18 protein-coding genes are annotated in these 21639 nt (G+C 44.8%); 9 read left to right on the forward strand and 9 right to left on the reverse strand.

The window, feature by feature from the left end:
- Positions 1 to 7 precede the first annotated feature (7 nt).
- Positions 8 to 1372 (forward strand): DUF5458 family protein, encoded by a 1365-nt coding sequence (locus tag ACDQ55_RS11030; RefSeq protein ID WP_420981444.1) that lies wholly within the window; start codon positions 8 to 10, stop codon positions 1370 to 1372.
- A gap of 92 nt (positions 1373 to 1464) precedes the next feature.
- Here ACDQ55_RS11030 and ACDQ55_RS11035 read toward each other — a convergent pair whose 3' ends face one another.
- Genes ACDQ55_RS11035 through ACDQ55_RS11045 form a run of 3 tightly spaced genes read right to left on the reverse strand, consistent with a single transcriptional unit; the run spans position 1465 to position 4810 of the window.
- Positions 1465 to 3306, reverse strand: a complete 1842-nt coding sequence (locus ACDQ55_RS11035) for a hypothetical protein (protein WP_420981445.1) — start codon at positions 3304 to 3306, stop codon at positions 1465 to 1467.
- Between the two features lie 10 nt (positions 3307 to 3316).
- Positions 3317 to 3748, reverse strand: a complete 432-nt coding sequence (locus ACDQ55_RS11040; RefSeq protein WP_420981446.1) for a GPW/gp25 family protein — start codon at positions 3746 to 3748, stop codon at positions 3317 to 3319.
- Positions 3749 to 3757: 9 nt separating this feature from the next.
- A complete protein-coding gene (locus ACDQ55_RS11045) occupies positions 3758 to 4810 on the reverse strand; it encodes a PKD domain-containing protein (RefSeq protein ID WP_420981447.1) in 1053 nt (350 codons plus the stop codon).
- A gap of 238 nt (positions 4811 to 5048) precedes the next feature.
- Here ACDQ55_RS11045 and ACDQ55_RS11050 point away from each other — a divergent pair, with 238 nt between their 5' ends.
- The 5 genes from ACDQ55_RS11050 (at position 5049) to tssD (ending at position 9140) form a co-directional block, all read left to right on the forward strand.
- Complete coding sequence (locus ACDQ55_RS11050) at positions 5049 to 6008, forward strand: hypothetical protein (protein ID WP_420981448.1); 960 nt, start codon at positions 5049 to 5051, stop codon at positions 6006 to 6008.
- A 61-nt stretch (positions 6009 to 6069) separates the two neighbouring features.
- A complete protein-coding gene (locus tag ACDQ55_RS11055; RefSeq protein ID WP_420981449.1) occupies positions 6070 to 6927 on the forward strand; it encodes a TssN family type VI secretion system protein in 858 nt (285 codons plus the stop codon).
- 12 nt (positions 6928 to 6939) lie between these two features.
- The gene (locus ACDQ55_RS11060; protein ID WP_420981450.1) at positions 6940 to 8115 is read left to right on the forward strand and encodes a hypothetical protein; all 1176 of its coding nucleotides are present in this window, start codon (positions 6940 to 6942) and stop codon (positions 8113 to 8115) included.
- A gap of 51 nt (positions 8116 to 8166) precedes the next feature.
- Entirely contained in the window at positions 8167 to 8691 is a 525-nt protein-coding gene (gene tssO, locus ACDQ55_RS11065) for a type VI secretion system TssO (protein WP_420981451.1), read from the forward strand.
- Between the two features lie 62 nt (positions 8692 to 8753).
- Entirely contained in the window at positions 8754 to 9140 is a 387-nt protein-coding gene (gene tssD / locus ACDQ55_RS11070) for a type VI secretion system tube protein TssD (protein WP_420981452.1), read from the forward strand.
- Between the two features lie 86 nt (positions 9141 to 9226).
- Here the strand turns inward: tssD and coaA are convergent, their stop codons facing one another.
- Entirely contained in the window at positions 9227 to 10183 is a 957-nt protein-coding gene (gene coaA, locus ACDQ55_RS11075) for a type I pantothenate kinase (RefSeq protein ID WP_420981453.1), read from the reverse strand.
- Between the two features lie 63 nt (positions 10184 to 10246).
- Positions 10247 to 11602, reverse strand: a complete 1356-nt coding sequence (locus ACDQ55_RS11080) for an NAD-dependent succinate-semialdehyde dehydrogenase (protein ID WP_420981454.1) — start codon at positions 11600 to 11602, stop codon at positions 10247 to 10249.
- Between the two features lie 132 nt (positions 11603 to 11734).
- Here ACDQ55_RS11080 and ACDQ55_RS11085 point away from each other — a divergent pair, with 132 nt between their 5' ends.
- Positions 11735 to 12907: an MFS transporter gene (locus ACDQ55_RS11085; protein WP_420981455.1), complete on the forward strand. Its 1173-nt coding sequence runs from the start codon at positions 11735 to 11737 to the stop codon at positions 12905 to 12907.
- 101 nt (positions 12908 to 13008) lie between these two features.
- On the opposite strand, the gene pyk is transcribed toward ACDQ55_RS11085, so the two are convergent.
- Together pyk and pfkA are read right to left on the reverse strand one after the other, a co-directional pair.
- Positions 13009 to 14496: a pyruvate kinase gene (gene pyk / locus ACDQ55_RS11090; protein ID WP_420981456.1), complete on the reverse strand. Its 1488-nt coding sequence runs from the start codon at positions 14494 to 14496 to the stop codon at positions 13009 to 13011.
- Between the two features lie 15 nt (positions 14497 to 14511).
- Positions 14512 to 15492: a 6-phosphofructokinase gene (pfkA, locus tag ACDQ55_RS11095; protein WP_420981457.1), complete on the reverse strand. Its 981-nt coding sequence runs from the start codon at positions 15490 to 15492 to the stop codon at positions 14512 to 14514.
- A gap of 138 nt (positions 15493 to 15630) precedes the next feature.
- Between pfkA and ACDQ55_RS11100 the strand changes: the two genes are divergently transcribed.
- A complete protein-coding gene (locus tag ACDQ55_RS11100) occupies positions 15631 to 17757 on the forward strand; it encodes a prolyl oligopeptidase family serine peptidase (protein WP_420981458.1) in 2127 nt (708 codons plus the stop codon).
- Between the two features lie 216 nt (positions 17758 to 17973).
- Positions 17974 to 18873 carry an SDR family oxidoreductase gene (locus ACDQ55_RS11105; protein WP_420981459.1) on the forward strand — a complete coding sequence of 300 codons (900 nt, stop codon included), beginning with the start codon at positions 17974 to 17976 and terminating at the stop codon, positions 18871 to 18873.
- Here the strand turns inward: ACDQ55_RS11105 and ACDQ55_RS11110 are convergent, their stop codons facing one another.
- Together ACDQ55_RS11110 and ACDQ55_RS11115 are read right to left on the reverse strand one after the other, a co-directional pair.
- Positions 18874 to 19848 (reverse strand): hypothetical protein, encoded by a 975-nt coding sequence (locus ACDQ55_RS11110; protein ID WP_420981460.1) that lies wholly within the window; start codon positions 19846 to 19848, stop codon positions 18874 to 18876.
- 132 nt (positions 19849 to 19980) lie between these two features.
- On the reverse strand, positions 19981 to 21630 hold the full coding sequence (locus ACDQ55_RS11115; protein WP_420981461.1) for a hypothetical protein: 1650 nt from the start codon (positions 21628 to 21630) through the stop codon (positions 19981 to 19983).
- Positions 21631 to 21639 lie beyond the last annotated feature (9 nt).

Raw genomic sequence — 21639 nt, forward strand, 5'->3', positions numbered from 1 at the left:
AACGACTATGGCAGCATTACAGCACAACCTGGAGTTGCGGCAAAATGAAGGAACTGCGCCAGCTCCCAGCCTGTCAGGAAATATAGAAGAATTGGCAAAATTTGGTGGCTTCGATCTGCTGGAAGCTACCGTGGAAGGCGCGCAAAACCTTAACCCCAACCGCAAGGCGCGCCGTAATATTTTTCTCACAGAAACCAGCAAAAAATCAGAAAGGGAAAAGCTGAAAAAGGTATTATCGCTTTGGGGAAAAATGTTATCCGGAACGGAGGCCTTACCCGACATGATCAACTATTGCACTTCGCATGCAGAGGAAGCTGAAAAGGTATTGTTTGCCAATCTCGCCGAAGCGGTGGAAGCTACCCGCGTATTGGAACAGTCGTATAGAAATGTAGCTTTTTTCTTTAAAAATACAGAGTCGGATAAGGTGAAGAATGTATCTTTTATCAACGTGGAATTGGAACAGTTGAAAGACCTTGATAATACCCGTTTTATAGATGCGATAAGCAGTGAGCTGGTGAATAATTACGATCGCCTCGATTTGCGTAATAATTATAGCCTCCTGGTGATCCCCGGTTACCTGGGTGCTAATAAAGTATTGGAAAAATGGTCGAAAATTGCGCATGAGAATAAAGCCATGCTGATCACTGATTTTGCCCACCTGGATGCGCCAGATGATGTTATGGAGATGTTTGAACTGGCTAACCTCACCGGTGGGGAGATACACCGTTCTAATGTGATCATGTCATGTAACTGGCTGGTAGGCCGTGGAAAATTTGATGAAGTGGGGGAAAAAGAGCATTTGTATGTTCCTCCTTCCGGTGCATTGGCAGGTAAAATATATCAAACACTGATGTCGCAGGTAACCGCCGGTAAAAAATTCGGGGGTATGAATGAAGTAGATGGCGTGAGATTTGAACTTAAAAAAAGTGAGATCGCCAGCTTGGAAAAAATAGGCTTGGTGCCGATGGTGAAGGAATATGGAAAGGTAATGGCCTTCAGCGCAAAAACATTGTTCAATGGCGATAACCTCGGACTGCAAACCTATTCTGTAGTACGTGTGTTCGATTTTGTTACTAAAGTGCTGATGGATTTCCTTAACCGTCGCGCTTTCGAAAATTTTAATGCCAATACCCGGAAAGACCTGATGAAACAGATCATCCGTTTCCTCGATGGTATTACCGGCCCCGATAAGCTTATTGAAGATTTTAATATCCGCCGCTTTGAACAAGACCCGATACAAAAAGACCGTATCTACCTGGATATTCATTTAAAACCATATTTTCCTGCTAAAAACTTCCTGATAAAAATGGAAGGACAAAAAGGAGAAGAAGCTACCGATTGGGATACTACTTATGAGCAGGACCACAAATAATGAATTTAAGGCAGTTTAAAAAGGTGATGTATGTGCGGTAAAGAGCCGGCGCTGTATAGCTAATAACAGGAGGCTGGTTGATTTTCATCAATTCAGGATTTGCTGGCTGTCAACTGTGTACCATTTAAGAATACCCGGAAAGGGAAGGTATTGCTGGATTTTTCTTCTAACTGTAATAACAGCTCTTCTTGCATGTAATGTAAGTGGGCGGCTGGGTAGTGTATGAGCGGCTGTTGCAGGTCGATATTTATATCAATGGTGCGGGCGTAACCTGCATTACCGCCAGGCTGTAATGTAATTCCTTTCGCCACTGTGACCAACTTCATCTCCCGGCCAAAAATGGTCCGGCATAGCGATTTAATATCTTCCGGGGTAACTATCCGGTTGTGTGATAATAAATACGACCGGTACTGGTTTATTTTTTCGTCGATATTGGGTCTGTCTTTTCCTCCTATTGTATTAGTAAGCAAAGTAATGCTATTGGGGAGTGTATGTATATTGCCATATTCCAGCAAACGGCTACCCATACGGATATTGTTGGCAACAGGCCCATTGGTGGAATAGAATTCTATGAAAAGGTATGCTGCGCTTTCTGTGGGTTTTACCATTATATAGGGGATAGTGCCTGTATTGATGGTGGGCTGTAATTGTTCTTCCAGGGAAGCGATGAGTTGATGCAGCTCCCGCATGCGTGTGGTGACAAAATCATTTTTCATTTCCTGAAAAAGAGCGCTTTCATCGCGGATCATTTCCACAAGGTAGGCAATCACTTCTTTGGCTTCGCGGGTATCAAAGCGACCAATGCCACTGCTGCGGATAATGAGTTCTCCTTCCTTCATTTGGCCGGCGGTAGAGAAATTACGTATATAATAATTAGTTCCTTCCAGGTCGTATACCCGTTTGAGGTCAAAAAAGGTGTCTGGTGTTTGCAGAGGAATGATATTTATATAAGGGTTTAGTTTTATTGACAGCTCGTTATTTTTTCTGTTGATAACCGGAAAACAGTTGATGTTACAAAAGAGGTCGTCGAGGAAGGTATGGTGTAATGCTTCCGGAAACATGATGCGCAACCAGTATACTTCTTTGTGCAGCCTGTTGGTACCAGCGCCAAATATCCGCAATAGTTCCTGTGGTAATCCGGTAGCAACAGCAGGAGTAGTATCCGTAACTGTCAGGAAATGCCGGCGGAAACGTTGAAGGATATGCTGACAATAGCGGGTATTATTATTTACGGCCACTTGTGTGGGAGATGCTGTTGCTGCTTCTTCCGCTGTGCAGCTTTGCAGGTAGCCGCATTTTACAGACAGCTCTTTGGCTCCATTAAAAATACGGGCCTGGGTGAGGTAATGATAAAACATTTCCTGTTGGTGGATATTGCGTAGGTCGAAGAACAGTGACATACCTTCCCAGGAAATAGGTAATTTTTCTGTGGATACTCCAATCCATATCTGGTTGGGCGCAATATCTGGCAGGGATTGTCCTTGCAGGATTTGTTCCTTAAACCAGTGGTCGCGGGTTTCGTATAGCCTGCTACCAATAGAAAGGTATTGTATGTGGCTGTGGAATAAACGGTGGGTGGTAACAGGTGAAAAGAACAGGTCTTTTGTATGATGACCGGAACGGACCGGGTAATAGAACTGGTGGTCTGCGTGGATATCGGTTACAGGCTCTGTTGAGGTGGCATGGAGGATACCATAGGCAGGTTGGCTGCTGGTAACAGGTTCTGGCATCATGATCTGTGCCAGTCGTTCCACCAGCCGTGCATGTGAAACGTCTATTTCTCCGGAAATTTTTTCCAGTTCACTGGCACAGGCTTCCAGCAATAATTGTACGATCGGATCAAAGGAAGTTTCTACTTCCGCGTCAGGATATCCCCACAGGCGGGCAGCTGTTTTCAGCATCCGGTCCTTTATTCTCTCTTTTTTCTCTTTCATGTAGCAATGATCAGTCGTAAGACAATGGGCTAATGAAAAAACAGCTGCAATACTGAAATGGATGGTTGTTTTTGCCGATGTTGCCAGTAACGGTAACCTGTATCTTCTTTTTCATTTGCCGCGTGTCTGCTAACAACAGTTCTTCCTGATTTACAGCTGCTGCTACTTTTATTTGAGTGATCCTTTTTTCGTAGCGTGTAATAGCGGCTTTTACGGCATTTTCAACTTGTTCTTTTACTTCGCTATTGGATGCTTTAATGTCGAAGTCGGTGTCCCACCACTCACAACCATAGTGCGGGTCGTCTTTGTTCTCTCCCAGCACGGTAGTAATCAGCAGATGGATATGTTGTTCTATGGAGTTTTCCAGTAGAATAGCGGGCATGTCTTTTTTTTGCAGTATCCGGGAAAAGTTGATGGGAATCTGATAATATTTTCCTTTCATGTTATCTGCTTAAAATATTCCCAATAATTTTTTGCGGTCGTACACGATCAGGATTTCTTTTACGCAACCATGTTCATCTTTGTTGAGATTCACCCTTTCTATTCTGAACTTCTTTTTACCGTAAATGCGGGAGCAAAAGTGGGTGAAATTATCTATGTTGTTTGAATTCAATATTACCCTTGCATTGAGATTACTACAGAAATATTGGACAAAATCAGCCGCTGTTTTTTGTTTTAGTATTACTTGGGTGAGCAGGTATCTGAATTCATCGTCTGAGATGGCCGGTACGTGCTTTTCCATTGCTGCTGCGGGTTGCTCTGGCGCCGGCATAACGGTGGCGGGGTTAAATGCCTGTTCCGGTTTGTTATCTGGTGTAGCTGGCCTGGGAGGGAACACCATGATATGTTTTAGTACCATATGGCTGCTATCACCGTTGATGATCAGAGACAACGTTTTTTCTCCGGGAGAGAAAAAAGTATAAGTAACGGTCGCTTTGGTATGTATTGCTGCGTTATCCTGCATCAGGCGCCAGTTCCAGGTGTTGGCGCCAGGAGTGGTATTACTGAAGGTAACAGGGCGGCCTTCAAATACTTCTGAAGGCCCATCTATGACGGGAAATATTGCTGCCTGGATTGTTGTGTTGGCAGGTGGTGGCATTGCTATCAGCACTTCTTGGGTCCAGCTGCAACTACCAGAACGAAGTGTTACCAGATAGCTACCGGCTTTATTAAAGGAATGGTATACTTGCAGGCCAGTGGCTTTGGTACCGGAGTCGCCGAAATCCCAGGTGTAACCGGCATCTTTTTTCGTGGCGGTTGCATTAAAAGTAATCACTTCACCTACCGTATAGGTGTTACCGTTGATATGCTGGGTGTGGCTTAATACAATATTGATATCGCTGCAGTATATCCGGCTATCCATCTGGAAGGCCAGTAATACCATACTGATCAGAAACAAGCCGAGAAAAGCCCAGCGTATCATAGGATCAACATGACTGGCAATTTTTCCAAAAGGTTTGAATGAGTTAACCTTGTGTTCATTCTTAGGTTGATGAGAGGGCATTGATGATGAGGTTTTTCAGGGTTTTACAATTTTAATGATTTTTTCAGAGAAAAATAAAAGATAGGTAACGCAAGGAATTTTTTTTTTGCATAAAAAATTTAGATCACAATAATACAGAATAATAAAATCAAACCCCTATTTTTGTTACTAAATTGTTAGCCCGGAAACCATATTAGAAAGATAGTTATACTAACAGTTGTTGGCTGAGGTAAGTAATGAGAAACCTAAATCAAACCTCGTGATAAATAATGCCCAGCAGACGATAATACTGGAAGATGCGATAGCGCAAGTCACTGCTTTGCTCTATGATGTGAGGGCCGAAGTTGTGGTCGGTGAGTTACTGGATCATCATATAAGGGAAGAAGAAGTGATGGTACAGTTGCAAAATGTATTTACCCGGTCTTTTACCACCGATATAATACAGGCAAAGCTAAACGATAGCCAACCTTATCAGCCCTTTATCAGTTTGGTTTTATCCCGGGATGGCATATACGACCGCTTGCCGCAGGGTATTTTTCATGAGTTTATCCAGGAGTCTGGCCATTTGCCAGGTATTGATACGATGGTGGCCCGCTACAAGCGGCAGCAGCAACAGCAGCAACAGGCCCGCCGTTTTTTTCAACCATTGGAGAATGAATTTTTTCTGCAACGGGTATATCTGGAGCAACGGGAAAAACATTTGCTGTTTGAAGTGTTTGGGAAGGAGGCAGCCCGGTTGTTGCATACGTTTTGGCAACTGCAGCCTGATTTGCCGCCGGCAGCAGCGAACCGATTGGAAGAGCTGTTGCCCCTTGTACACCGTATAGCTGGTAATGTACCATTGATGCAGCTTTGCCTGGAACAGATATTGGACGCGCCTGTGCATATTTGCCGAGATATACAGCCACGTATGGTAAGGATAGGTAACCATCCATGTTTGGGAGATGCCCGGTTAGGAATAGATATGATGGTGGGTATACAGTGTTACACAGATATGCCGGTGATGAATGTAGCCATTGGGCCGCTGAAACGCCAACGGTTATACGACTACCTCCCGCAGCAACCCTATGGTAAATTGCTGGACGCCTGTTATGGGTACCTGTTTCCTGTAGATGTAGAGATAAATACTTTATTGATGCCATTTGCAGAAGACAAGTATGTGGTTATGGACGATATGCAGCCGGAGCAGGCAATTATAGGCTATCATTTTTTTCTTTAACTGGAATGATCCTGTATTTGAAATCCTGTTTAAGTGTGAAAAACCTTGATATATCAACAGTATGATGAGATACACCACTGAATTTTATCTTATTCTGGCTGGCATCCTGGCACTGGGGTCTATTATAGTGGCCTTGCTCAGCAGATACATTAAGTATTTCAGCCGTTATAAAAAGAACGCATTGCTGTATTTGTGTGGTATGGCCCTGGTTTTTACTGTTATTAGCACTGTTCCTTTCTTTTTTACCCATCGAAGCCTGATGAAGCAGTATTTTTTTTGTGAAATGTGGTTTCTTAGCCTGGGCATTTTGCATGTTCATTTGATGTATACCCGGTTCTGGGCCAATGAAAATACGCTGGCCTCCGAACTATTGTTTATATTGATTATCTGGTTATTTGGAGGAGCAGGGTTTGTGTTGATGAACCGGTGGCTTGACCGGGATACTTTTTTGTATTATCCTATGTTGACCAGCATGTTTTCTTTTGTATTGCCCACTTTTGTATATAAAACATTTGAGCGAATGATGGCTATCCCGGTAAAATTACAGCAGTGGTGGCAATATCCTATGTATAAAGAGATACCCGAAGTAAATGAAGAAGAAATGCGTGACCTGATTGTGATAGGGCTGGAAATGGAGAAGGCTCCAAAAGATAAAAGCCGTACCTATTTCCGCGCCCGTACGCCGATTAAAATGGATTTGGGCGACCTATTTTATCATTTTATCAATGATTATAATGATCGTTATCCAGATATGCCCATTGATTTTGTAGATTCTACCGGACAGCCCTACGGGTGGGTATTTCATCTGAAGCCCCGTTGGTTTGGGAGCGCCAAAATGCTCGACCCTCAAAAAGCCGTATTCATGAACGGTATCAAGGAAAATAGTGTAATCATTTGCAATAGAATTATGTTATCCTAAATGCATAGCATTATGGCAGAACCACTGAAACATTTTCCCGTGAACTGGGTAGATGGCATGAAGATTAAAAGGCAACATTTCATAGATACGGAAAATGCATGGCAGGATCAGATAAGGGATACACTTGCCTGCAGCATTCACGGACTCAATTATGGACTGTTAACGCCCAAAAACGATAACAAAGAATCGTTGCGTTGCTGGTTTATGAGCGACAACCAGCAACAATGGTGGGTAAAGCTAACCGAATGCAGGGCTGTTACCCCCGGAGGTGCCCGCATAGAAGTGCCGGAGCATACCGTTCATGCTCTGAAATATGCCAGCACCTTTCCGGAAGCGGTATTTAATTTGAATCCGGATCATGCGGAGAATATCTATTATGTAATGGTGCAGGTAAACCCTTTTAACCGGCAGCCCAGCGGAGAGCCATTGTTGGAAGAAGATCCGCCCAGATTACCTTATGCAACCCCGGAATACCAGTTGTACATTTTGCCGGCTTCTCAGTTACCTTCCGGACAGCCAGGCAGTTACCAGATGGTGCTGGGCCGTATAGTTGTAACCAACGGTGTTCCTGCTTTAGACGACAATTATATACCTCCCTGCAGTACCGTAAGCGCGCATCCGGCATTGATAAACCTGTTTTATGAGCTGGATCAGTTCTTGGGGCAGCTGGAGCTTTACGGTGTGCATATTGTGCAGAAAATTTATGGCCGTAATCAGCATAACGACCTGGCCCTTGTAATACTTTATATCACTGAACGGATCGTGCAGTTCCTGGGTGCAGCTATCACGCAACTGCGTTGGTTGGCCTTACAACAGCCGCCTATTGCTATGCTTGAAGTAATAGCCGGGTTAGCCCGCACAATGAAGAATGCGATTGACCAACGCGCTGGCGCAGGCAGGGAAGAATTGCTCAACTATTTGTCTGAATGGTGTGAAATACGCCAGGGAGAACTGGAAATGCTGATAACTAATTGTGCTAATGTTAAATATAAACACCTGGACGTACGGGAATGTGTGCAACCCATGCTCCTCTTTGTATGTGCTGTCAGCAAGCTGTTTGAAAGCTTAAGCGGGCTCGATTACATTGGAAAACGGCAAGACGGCAATATCTTTGTAAAAGAAGAATCACAGGAAAACACAGCATACCTCAGAAAACATAAAGCCAAAAGATGGTTTTTCACAGATTAACGAATCATCTATGCTTTATTCCATCCTTTAGATTTAAAATTATCATACAATATGCAAGTATTAAACAGACAGGAAAGAAATATTTCCTTTGTATGGTTCCTGTTATTTTTTATCGTCACTGTATTCTTGTTTGTGGTAGCCGTTTTTTTTAATTATCAAGTGCCGGCGCAAGAAAATATTGTTCTCCGCAAGGCGTTGAATATCTTTAAGGAAGAACGGGCTTTCCAGGCAAAATTTTCGCAGCAGCTGCACCAGGTAAAGCATCACCTCGATTCTATTAACCTGCCTAATCAAAATGCAAACTACATGGATCAGGTGATTGCTGCTTCCCTGGCAGATATGCGTAATGCTATTCCTAAAGAGGTAGTTACCCACTACGGCTTATATGATGATATCGTACAGAATTGCCTGTTGCTCCAACAAACTAAGCAACAATTAAGAGAACTGCAGCATGTTCAGCAGAATATAGCCGGATTAAAAGAACAGGTGGCAGATTTGAATAGCAAGCTGGAAAGCAAAAGCCGGGATCTAGATAATTGTCGTCAGATGATGCTGCTGAATAGTAGGGTGCATTGATTTGTAAACCCAATCAGGTACTGATTACTTTTCTTTATTGTAACCTTAAAAATTAACCCAACATGTCTTTCAAAGCAAAATTTGAAACAGGCGGACAAGTGTACAATGTACAGCATGTGGCCTATGATCTCACACAGGAAACAGATGCTACAGGCCGCCCTTCGGCTATTACCCGTGGCGGACGTATTAAATTGACTGTAGAATCAACAGGTAAAACAGATCTCTTTGAGTGGATGGTGAACAACTTTGAGCGAAAAGATGGCGTTATCACTTTCTTCAAAAGAGATACAGATGCTAAGTTGAAAGCCCTGGAATTTAAAGAAGGGTATCTTGTAAAATTTGAAGAGTCTTTCGATTATGAAAACAAAAACCCGATGACTATTTCTTTCACCATTTCTGCTCGTGAAATTAGCATGGGCAACGCAAAACATGTTAATGAGTGGGTGTGATCAGGCCACCAACAGGTATCGAATAAAAAGAGGGTATATCAGGGCTTTTGATATACCCTCTGGTAAAAATAGTTGATTGGTAATGTTTATGTTTTCCGGAGTTGAATAGCTTGTACAAAGTGATGATGTCCTTTTTCCAGTATCAGGCTGGCACGGTAACGGGTGGGCGCAATATTTTGCTCCAGGTTAGGTTTGTTAATGTCTTCCCATATTTGCGTGGCCAGTTCAATGGTAGCAGTATCCGAGAGATGAGCATAGCGGTGGAAAAAAGAATTGGGGCTTTGAAATGCTGTTCTACGGAGCGATTCGAAGCGCGCAATGTACCATTTACGGATATCTTTTTCTGCAGCATCTACATAAATGCTGAAATCAAAGAAATCGGATACGAAAACGGCAGGATCTTTTTGTTGTTGGCGTGGTCTTACTTGTAATACGTTTACGCCTTCTACGATCACAATGTCCGGTTGCTCTATCCATTGCAGCTGGCCAGGCAGTATGTCGTACTCCAGATGGGAGTACAAAGGTGCCGCAACCCTTTCTTTGCCCGACTTAACATCTGCCAGAAAGTGGATGAGTCTTTTGATGTCATAACTTTCAGGAAAGCCTTTCCTGTTCATGATATTATTGGCTTCCAGTATTTTATTAGGGTACAGGAAACCATCGGTGGTAACCAGGTCTACTTTCGGATGATTGGGCCAGGCCTGGAGTAGTTTCTGCAGTACCCGGGCAGTGGTGCTTTTTCCCACGGCAACGCTACCGGCGATGCCTATAATGTAAGGTACCTTATGTACCTGGCTGCTGAGGAAGGCATTTGTGGCTTTATGCAGTTCCTGTGAAGCAGTAACATAGAGGTTCAGTAAATGCGCCAGCGGCAGATATACCTGTCTTATTTCTTCTAGCGTGAGTGGTTCGTTCATGCCATGCAGGGCCTCCAGGTCGTAGTCCTGGAGTTGCAACATAGCATCGCCGCTTCTTTCTGCCCATTCCTTACGGGTGAAACCGATATAGGGAGAGTAGCGGTCGCGTTTCAGAGAGGTGGTCATTCTTCTTAATAGTTAGCTGTTAGCCGTTAGCTGCTAGTTGTAGACAGCTAGCAGCTAACGGCTTTATGGTTGTATATAAACTGTTTTGATATTCAGAAATTCGTGTGTGCCTTCAAGTGATAACTCCCTGCCATAGCCAGATTCTTTTACACCGCCAAAAGGCAGGCGTGCATCAGAACGTACCATGGCATTGATAAACACATTGCCGCTTTCTATTTTTGTGGCCAGGAGAGCTGCTTTATCCAGGTCGCTGGTCCATAATGCTGCTCCCAGGCCAAATGGTGTTTCGTTGGCAAGGGCAATCGCATCATCTTCATTTTGTGCTTCTACAATAACGGCCAGTGGGCCAAATGTTTCTTCTTTAAAAGCAGTCATATCACTGGTAACCCCGGTAAGCAGGGTGGGTGCAAAGTTACAGCCTTCATGTATGCCACCCAACTCCAAGCGGGCGCCCTGCTGGATGCTGCTTTGCAGTTGTTTATTCAATTCTTCGGCCAGGTCCAGTCTGGCCATGGGTCCCATGGTAGTTTCTTCCAGGGTAGGATCACCTTGTTTTAATCCTAACAGGATGTTTCTTACTGCTGTTGTAAAGGTGGGAACTATTTCTTTTTCTACAATCCAGCGTTTGGCAGCAATACAGGATTGGCCGGCATTCTGCATACGCCCTATTACGGCTGTTTTAGCGGCGGCTTCCACGTCGGCATCTTTCAATACAATGAACGGATCACTACCGCCTAGCTCCAGCACTGTTTTCTTGATATATTTTCCTGCCAATGCGGCCACATTTTTCCCCGCAGGCGTGCTGCCGGTAATAGTTACGCCTTGTACACGGGGATCGGCCATAATGGGCTCCAGTTCTTTTGGCGTTACCAGCAGCGATTGGAAAGTACCTGCCGGGAAAGGGCTTTCTGTAAATATTTTTTCAATAGCTAATGCGCAACCGCTTACGTTGCTGGCATGTTTCAATAAACCGGTGTTGCCGGCCAATATGTTAGGAAGCGCAAAACGGAATACCTGCCAATAAGGGAAGTTCCACGGCATAATAGCCAGGATAATGCCTTTGGGTTCATAGGAAACGTAGCTTTTATAGGCATCGGAACGGATAATTCTGGGTTGTAGCATATCCGTAATATTTTCTGCATAATATTCGGCAGAAGTAGCGCATTTTAATACTTCCGCCCGGGCTTCTTTCAGGGTTTTGCCCATTTCCTGCGTAATCAGCGAAGCATGCAACTCTACATTGTCTTTTAGCGATTGGGCCACCTGCATGATCCACTGCCGGCGCTGTTCCAGTGATACTTTTCCCAATTCACGGTACGCATTGTAACCCAGTTCAAGTTTGTGCGCTATTTCCTGTTGTGTATGCGCTGTATATACAGCAATGGTTTCCTGTGTAAACGGATTAATGCTTGTAAACATAGCTAGTAGCTTTTTGCAGTGAAATGTTAGTAAATATTCACATCATTAGTAATACAAATTTACCGTTTTCCGCTAAAAGCCAACTCGTAAAAGCGAATTGCTATCTTTAGCCCTCAAAAAAAGCACGACTTTATGGCGCTTAGTAGATGGAATATTATGGTAATGGCCCTATGCACAGGCTTAATCGTTGCCAATATTTATTATAGCCAGCCTTTATTGGAATTGATCAGTAAAGAATTTGGGGTTACAGAAAGTAATGCAGGGCAGGTTACCTTTTTTACACAGGTAGGATATGCGTTGGGCCTGCTGTGCTGTGTGCCATTGGGTGATAAACTGGAGCGTAAAAAGCAAATCGTGGTAATGACGCTGGCTGCTGCCGTAGCCTTGGTTGCCGCTGCCAAATCGGTGAATATCAATATGTTGAAAATAACCGGTTTATTGATAGGGTTTACTTCGGTAGTGCCGCAGTTGGTATTACCGCTGGCTGCAAATCTCTCGGACCCTACTAATCGTGGTAAGGTAATCGGTACCATTATGAGCGGTTTATTGGTGGGCATTCTATTATCGCGTACCCTGAGTGGCATAGTAGGGCATCACTTCGGTTGGAGGGCGATGTTCTGGATTGCAGCAGGTATCAGTGCTTTACTGGCGGTGATTATGATGCTTTCTTTCCCTTCCAGCAACTCTACTTTCGGCGGCAGCTATGGGCAATTGATGAAATCCTTGTTCACTTTGATCCGCGAACAACCCGTATTGCGGGAGGCGTCTGCTATCAACGCTTGCTGCTTTGCTATGTTTGGCATGTTCTGGACTACGGTGGTGTTTTTATTGTCTGCCGCTCCTTTTCACTATACGAGTGCGCAAATAGGTCTTATGGGATTGGCAGCGGCCGCCGGTGCTTTGGGAGCTCCGCTTGTAGGCCGGATAGCAGACAAGAAAAATCCCCGTATTGCTATTGGCTATGGTATTCTCTTCTTATTCCTGGGATATTTCCTGTTTTATACTTTTCAGGCTAACGTTATTGGTATTATTCTGGGTATTGTGGCGATAGACCTGGGTTTACAAGGTATTCATGTGTCTAACCAAACCCGTATTTATACTTTGCTACCGGAAGCCAGGAACCGTTTAAACACCGTATTTATGACTGCCAGCTTTATTGGCACCTCGCTGGGCTCTGGTATCGGGTTATGGGTATGGTCTATAGCCCGGTGGAATGGGGTATGTATAGCTGGTACTGCATTGATCACGGCGGCTTTGCTGATCTACCTGGCTACGTATAAAAAAGCGAATGTCATCAATGCTTAATCCTGTTTAGGCTACTATTGATATAAACAGCAAAAAAGCTACTGCGGCACCAGGCTGCAGTAGCTTTTTTGTTAATTTTTTTAAGCTAAATACCAGGGGGATTAGCTCACCTTGGTAATCTTCAGCATATTTGTTGGCAGGTGTTCTTTAACAGGAGTGCTGCCCGTGTTTACGCAAACATCTCCTGGTCTGATGAAACCTCTTTCTTTCAGAATGTTGATCTGGTCGAACACGATATCATCCAGGCTTTCTTCTTCTTCATAGTAGAAAGCGCGTACGCCCCAGCTGAGGCTCAGCTGATTTACAAGCGATCTTTCTTTGGTGAAGATATAAAGTGGGCTGCGTGGACGGTAGCTGCTCAGCATAAAGCCGGTGTAACCGCTTTGTGTCATACCAATGAGTGCATCTGCATCCAGGTCTTCCGCAATTTTACATGCGTTGTAGCACAGTGCATCGCTGAGGAAGGTAGGGGAGTGGCGATGAGGGATCAGGTTACGGTTGTAGATGATCGCTTCTTTTTCCACTTCCTGGATGATCTTGTTCATGGTTTGGATGACCAGCTCAGGGAACATACCGGTAGCTGTTTCACCGCTCAGCATCACTGCGTCGGCGCCTTCCAGTACGGCGTTGGCCACGTCGGTGATCTCACTGCGGTTAGGGCGGGTGCGGTCCATCATGCTTTCCATCATTTGTGTAGCCACAATAACAGGTTTTGCACGGTGAATGCATTTGCGGATAATATCTTTCTGGATCATTGGAATCTGCTCTACTGGCAGTTCCACACCAAGGTCGCCACGGGCAATCATTACGCCATCGCTTTCCCAGATAATTTCTTTCAGATTTTGAATTGCTTCAGGTTTCTCAATTTTGGAGATCACCTTCATTTTGGAGTTGCGCGCTTCCAGGCGTTTACGCAGGTCGGAGAGGTCTTTTACGCTCCTTACAAAAGACAGCGCTACCCAGTCGCATTCCTGGTCGATAATGAATTCCAGATCAGCAATATCTTTCTCTGTTAGTGCAGGCAGGGAAATTTTTGTATCTGGCAGGTTGAAACCTTTTTTGGAAGAGAGCACACCTGGGAGGGCTACTTCAGCTTTGATTTCACCTTCGGCGGTGATTTCAGTTACGACAGTTTCAATTTTACCATCGTCCAGCAGGATTTTCTGGCCGGGTCTGAGATCTTTATACAGGTCGGGATAGGAAACATAAATTTTTTCCATGTTACCCACTACTTTCTGATTGATGAAAGTGAGGATATCACCTTTTTTCAGTGGAAGAGCGTTGTTCTCAATTTCACCTACGCGCAGCTTAGGTCCTTGCAGGTCGGCCAGGATAGCTACAGTATAAGGTTCAGTTTTGTTGATCTGGCGGATGTATTCAATAATCCGCAGTTTGTCTTCATGTGAGCCGTGTGAGAAGTTGAGACGGAACACGTTAACACCGGCTTTCACCAGCGCCAACAGTCCTTCATAGGTATCGCAGGCGGGCCCTACTGTGGCCACAATTTTTGTTTTGTGCGAAGAGTGTTCTCTACCCGCAGCGTTGTCCATCTGCTTGTGATAGTATTTCGAAAGATCCTTTGTACTCATAAGTCTGAAAATTTTTTAACTCGCAAGAATTTTAACAATCTTAAACCATTCGGGGTCAATTTCCTGTTTGGCCTTAACAGCTCTATCAAGAGGAGTGTAATGGATGCGGTCGTTTACTACGCCGATCATCACGTTGTGGATGCCTTCGAGCAGGGCGTCTACAGCTGCATAGCCCAGGCGGCTAGCTAAAATACGATCTGTGCAGGAGGGAGCACCACCACGCTGGATATGTCCGAGGATACTCACCCTGGTATCCAGTTGAGGGCATCTTTCTTTGATAATACGACCTACTTCATTGGCACCGCCGGTTTCGTCACCTTCGGCCACTACAATTAGGTTTACCAGTTTTCTGCGGCGTTCATTGGCCTGCAGTTCTTCAATAATGTCTTCTACTTCCGTTTTGCGTTCAGGCATCAAAATATGTTCCGCACCCGTAGCAATACCGCTATGTAAGGCAATGTAGCCCGCATCGCGGCCCATCACTTCAATTACAAATAAACGGTCGTGCGCATCAGCAGTGTCCCTGATTTTGTCTATTGCTTCCACTGCCGTATTTACTGCTGTGTCGAACCCAATAGTAGAATCAGTCCCCGCAATGTCCTTGTCAATAGTACCAGGCAAGCCTATACACGGAATGTCAAATTCCTGGCTGAACTTTTGCGCACCATTGAACGAGCCGTCACCACCGATTACTACAAGCCCGTCAATGTTGTGTTTTTTCAGATTCTCGTAAGCCTTTTTTCGCCCTTCATATTCATAGAACTCTTTGCACCGGGCGGTCTTCAATATGGTGCCTCCGCGCTGAATGATGTTGGCCACAGATTTAGACTCCATCGGGAATATCTCGTTCTCCAACATTCCCCGGTAGCCGTACATTATGCCGTACACATTCAGCTGATGATAAATGCCCGTTCTTACAACTGCACGAACTGCGGCGTTCATGCCGGGGGCATCCCCCCCCGAAGTAAGGACTGCAATGTTGTTCAGTTTTTTCATATAAATTGCTAAAAAAATATCTTAAAGGCGCACAAAAATAACATTTTGCAATTGTTTTCTAACTGTTATCTGATGAAATAACCTAAATTTTCAATTTCTATCAATCAAAGTAGCTTAATTTTTTAAAAAATATTACGCATGTCAAAAAAAAATAATGGGAGGTGGATCTTTATGAGTTTGAGTCTATTAGCCGGACAAGCAATGGCACAGCAAGAAGCTATCGTTTACCCCGAAACGAAAAAAGTGGATTCGGCGGACAATTATTATGGAGTAAAAATAGCAGATCCCTACCGCTGGTTGGAAAATGACCACAGCGCAGATACCAAAGAATGGGTAGACGCTGAGAATAAATTAACACAGGCTTATCTTTCGAGAATACCTTTTCGGGGAGAAATCCACAAACGCCTGGAAGAACTTTGGAATTATCCTAAAAATGGTGCTCCCGTTAAACAAGGTAAATATTATTACTTTTTTAAGAATAATGGTCTGCAGAACCAATCGGTTCTCTATCGCACTGCTACTTTAGACGGTACGCCGGAAGTATTTCTCGACCCCAACCAACTCTCGGCAGCCGGAACCACCGCTCTCGGCACAATGAGCTTTTCGAAAGATGGTAAATATGTGGCTTACCTCCTCGCCAAAGCCGGTTCCGACTGGCAGGAAGCTTTTGTGATGGATGTAGCCACCAAACAATTGCTGTCCGACAAACTTGAATGGGTGAAGTTCAGCGGCCTGTCATGGAGGGGAAATGGCTTTTATTATAGCCGCTACGATCAGCCAGATGAGCAACATAAGCTTTCCGGGAAAAATGAATTCCATAAAGTGTACTATCACCGGTTGGGCGATCCACAGGGAAAAGACCAATTGATCTATAAAGATGATACACATCCGCTACGTAACATAGGTGCGCAAGTAACGGAAGATGAAAGATTCCTGATCATCTCCTGCACAGAGGGCACTTCCGGAAGGGAACTGCTGTACAAAGACCTGCATAATCCTGCGCAGAAAGAATTTAACCTGTTGGTAAAGGGCTTCGACTATGAACCAGATGTTATCGACAACGATGGTGGCAAGCTGCTGGTGCGCACCAACCACCACGCACCTAATTACAGGGTAGTGCTTATTGATCCGGCCCACCCGGAAGAAGCCAACTGGCAGGTAATAGTGCCGGAGAAGCCAGAAGCCCTGCAAGAAGTAGGCATTGCCGGTGGCAGTATGTTCCTTTCTTACCTGAAAGATGCGGCTACCAGCGTACTCCAATATGATTACAAGGGGCAACTGCAACATGAAGTGAAATTGCCAGGTATTGGTACCGCTAGTGGCTTTGAAGGTAAAAAGGGAGATAAAGAACTTTTCTACTCCTATACTTCTTTTGTAACACCGCCTACAGTCTATAAATATGATATCGCTACGGGAAAGTCTACCTTATATAATAAGGCGGCGGTGAAGTTTAACCCAGACGATTATGAAACGAAGCAGATTTTCTTCAAAAGTAAGGATGGTACCAATGTGCCTATGTTCCTGTCGTATAAAAAAGGGATACGGTTGAATGGCAATAACCCGGTATTACTCTACGGGTATGGTGGATTCAATATTCCTATGACACCTTCTTTCAGTGTATCTAACCTCTACTTTATGGAACAGGGGGGTATATACGTAGTTGTGTCGCTCCGTGGCGGCAGTGAATATGGAGAAGTATGGCACAAGGGAGGCATGTTGGAAAAGAAACAAAATGTATTCGACGACTTTATCGGTGCTGCAGAACACCTGATCCAGGCTAAATATACCAATCCCGGTAAAATCGCTATCCGTGGTGGTTCTAATGGCGGGTTGCTTGTTGGCGCCTGTATGACCCAACGTCCGGAACTGTTTAAGGTAGCATTACCGGCAGTAGGCGTAATGGATATGCTGCGTTTCCAGAAGTTTACCATTGGCTGGGCGTGGGTAACTGAATATGGCAGCAGCGATAACCAGGAGCAGTTTAAATACCTGCTGGAATATTCTCCGCTGCACAACCTGAAACCTGGCGTTGCTTATCCGGCTACCTTGATCACTACCGCCGACCACGACGACCGCGTAGTGCCTGCACACTCCTTTAAGTTTGCCGCTACTTTGCAGGCCGACAATACGGGTCCCAACCCTGCATTGATCAGGATAGAAACCCAGGCTGGCCATGGTGCAGGTAAGCCTACTTCTAAGTTGATTGATGAGTCGACCGACATTTGGGCTTTTACCATGTATAACCTGGGCATGCACATTAAATAAAGATAAATGTTGCTGCAATGCAGTGAAAAAGAGGCTGCCTCCTATGTTTGCGAACAGGAGGCAGTCTCTTTTTATTGGGGTATCTTATAGCGTCATTTAAGTTATTGTTAGGCCCTTGATTTATTTTTGGTATCTCCTTTTTTATTAGGGTAGCTTACGCATTTCGCTTTAGGCTTTTTTTCTTATCTTTAAAGATAGCGTATTGAATATGGCTTTATGAAGGTACTTATCACTGGAAGTAACGGATTATTGGGACAGCATCTGATCCCACTTTTTCTGCAAGAAGGAAAATATGAAGTAATAGCTACTGGCCGGGGGCCCAACCGTTTTCCCCTAAGGGACAACTACACTTACGAGCCCGTAAATCTGCGTGACGCCGGCAGCGTGAAGCAGCTGGTGGAGAAACATCAACCAGATGTAATTATTCATGGCGGCGCTATGTCGCAGGTGGATGATTGCGAAAAAAACAAGGACGCCTGTTGGGATACCAATGTAGGTGCTACACGTTATCTGGTGCATGCGGCAGAAAGCTGTAACGCGTTCTTCATTTTTCTATCTACCGATTTTGTATTTGATGGTCTGCAAGGGCCGTATCCGGAAGAGGCTACGGTAAATCCCATCAATTATTATGGCGCCAGCAAGGCAGCGGCAGAGCGCTTAGTGATCAACAGCAAATTGCAGTGGGCTATTGTGCGTACCGTATTGGTATATGGCGTAGTGGCCGATCCGCATCGCAGTAATATGATCACCTGGGTGAAAAACAACTTGCAGCAAGGCAAGAAGGTAAAAGTGGTAGATGATCAATGGCGTACGCCCACCCTTTGCCACGACCTGGCAAAAGGTTGCTTACTGATCGCCAATAAACGTGCTACGGGCATTTTTAATATTTCCGGGAATGAAACTTTAACCCCTTATGATATGGCCATTAAAACGGCCGAATATTTTAAATTGGATCTTTCCCTGGTAGAAAAGATTAGCTCCAAAACACTCTCACAACCTGCTGCACGCCCGGTTAAAACAGGGCTGTTGATCAATAAGGCCGAAAAAGAACTGGGATATCAGCCCCGCAGTTTTGCAGAAGGGCTGGAAATTGTGGCGGCAGAAATTAAGGCTTGATCAAGGGAACTCCAGGTATACCTTTGTTTTAAATATATTAGAGATGGAATCACGCTGCTGCGTGGTATCCGAGGCCATGCCATGCAGTTCTAAAGCGGTTCTGAAAAGGCCGTCCCGTTTGTAGATGATGAGGCGCCCGCGTCCCCAGCTTTCCTGGTTTTTCTGATAGAGCCTGGCGGCACTGCTGTCTTTAAAAGTTTTAATGACCGTGTAGTAGGTAATTTCTTGTGAAGCTGGAACAACATTCGCCACACTATCTGTTGGCGCCGATTGTTGTAAGGTGTCTGTTGGCACGGGAGGAGCTACCTGTTGTGCTACGGTATCTGTGTGGATACTGGTAGTGGTGTCAGCTTGTGCTGGCACCGGCACCGGAGCATTTATTTTGGAAAGATACCACCAGGCAGAGAGTCCTACTACGATCATCGCAATAGGGATAGCTGCCCACCACCATTTGAAACCACCTTCTTCCGTTACGGCATCCAGTGTTTCTTCCACTTCTTCAGTCATAATAGGTTCCAAAGGGGCAATAGTGGATGCTTTATCCGTAGATGATGAAACCGGAGGCTTAGTATCATCACGTTCAATAGGCGTAATATCCAGGGTATCCATCTCCAATGGCAGTTCCTCTGCATGAAAGTGCACATTGCCGGCAAAATCCCCCTGTAATTTCCCGATGCCCGGTAATAACAATGGCTTACCAGCTTTCAGTTCAGCTTTCAGCTCTTCCAGGTATTTTTCAAATTTACGCTGTGCTACGGAAGGCACCAGGTTTTCTTTCAAGGCAATCCATTCTACACAAGAACCATCATCCTGCCAATGCTGGGTAAATATTACCTGGTCGCGGGGGGGCGTTAACGTTTGAGTAGCCGTATTATAATGTGCCGGAAAGTGCTGTACCGAAAATGTTCCCAATTGTGGTACTACACAAACCCGCTGTTTAAACAGTACTTCCTGAATGTATTGCTGGATCACCATAGGATGTGGTTAATTCGATGCTTTAGATGCGGTTAATTTGGATTGTTGTGATTGTCCTGGTAAGTGAAGTTAAAACAATTCGCTAATAATAAATCATCTCTTTACTTACCAGGACCATCAAATAGCCCACATTTAAAATTTAATCATAATTCCGCCCACAATATTAAATCCATAAGTAGGGTAGAGGTAATAGCGTTGATAGTGGGTATTGAAAATATTATTAGCATTAAGCCATAAACCGAAGTTCTTACCAATATCATAAGCAGCACCCGCATTCAGATCCCAGGCGCCTTTGGTTTTGCCGAAATCTTTATCGGGCAGGAGGTAATAGCTGCCGCTCAGGGCAAAGAGGTCGGCATTGAGATGGAGTTTATCGACAATAGTGTACTGTACATACAAATCGCCCTGGAATGCAGGCAGGTGCCAAGGTTTTACCTGTGTTTCCTGTTTGTTGTAGTTATACCAGTCGAAGCTTACGCGTGCCTGGAATTTTTCTTCTTCGATATAGCCTACTTCTCCATGCACCTGGAAGGCACGGAGCTTGGTTTCGTTGACGGTGGTAAATATTTTCGTATTGGCGCTATCGTTAATAAACAGCGGCATATTGTGCCAGGTAACAGCAGCAAGTTTGGTATTATAGTTAAAGTGACTGCCCAGCGTACCTTTGATACCGGTATATATTTCTTCTACGCGGGTATTCAGCATATTGCTCGGTAAACCGGCCAGGAAGGGGTTTTTGTTGGCAAGGTTACGGTAGGAATTCTTCTCGAAATAAGAAATCCATCCGCTGCTGAGGATCAGTTTTTTGTGTACTACGTGCAATTCGTTCACTAAGTCTGGTAGGGCGTAGAATTTACTGTCGCTCCAGGTTGGGTTTACGCCTACATGCAACACAAAGCGGGGTTTCATGACGTCGATTGCCGGACGGATTGCGACAATGTTATTGTTGATGGCGCGGTTGTGGGCTTCTTTGTAGGTAGACAGGTCCAATGCGCCTTCTACGCCTGCATAGATGTCTTCAAACAACTGTTTTCGCACAGGTACATTCAGGAGGAAGGTATTTTCGGTGCGTTTATAAGCATCGTTGAACAGCACAAATTTTACCAGTGGCTGAATGGTAAAGCCCCAGCCGTTTTGCGGCCTGTTCTGCATGCCCACGGTAGCGGTTAGTTGGTTAAAGGTTTGTGCTACATCTTTTTTCTTATAGTTGGCCGTATCGTGGTTGTAGCCATAATAATGAACGGTATTGCGGTCGTAGCCAATGCTGGCGTCGAATTTCAGTTTATCGAGCAGGTAACTGCCGGAAGCCAGTACATTCAGGTTGCTGTAGTTCTGGTCGGGAATATCTTTGCCCTGGGAGCCTGTATAGTTTACATACAGGCCGTAGTTATATTTATTTTGCCGTCCGCTGCCGAATCCTGCTTGTACAAAAGGCGTCTTGTAGTTGCCGTATCCCAGCTTTACAAAGTTATTTTGCAGGTAGGAGAGGGAGTCGCGGCCCAGTGCCAGTGGTTTCAGGGGCATTGCCTGGTACATGAAGTTCAGGTTCAGTGCCGGTATCTGGTATTTCAGGGAAGGCCGGTTGGTATCTATTGCTGGCAGGGAAGCAGTAAGATTGAGTTTATAGGCATCCCGCAGTTTAGGTTGATTGGTGGAAATAATATCAATCGTTTCCTCTTTCAATGCCTCTTGTGCGGCAGCGGTTTGTACAAACAGCAGTTTGGCGAAGCCCAGTGCTGTCAGGAGGAATAGGTGTTTGTTATATTTTGTTGGAATGTTCATGCTTTGTTG

It is taken from the genome of Chitinophaga sp. 30R24, from assembly GCF_049056765.1.
Taxonomy (GTDB): Bacteria; Bacteroidota; Bacteroidia; order Chitinophagales; family Chitinophagaceae; genus Chitinophaga.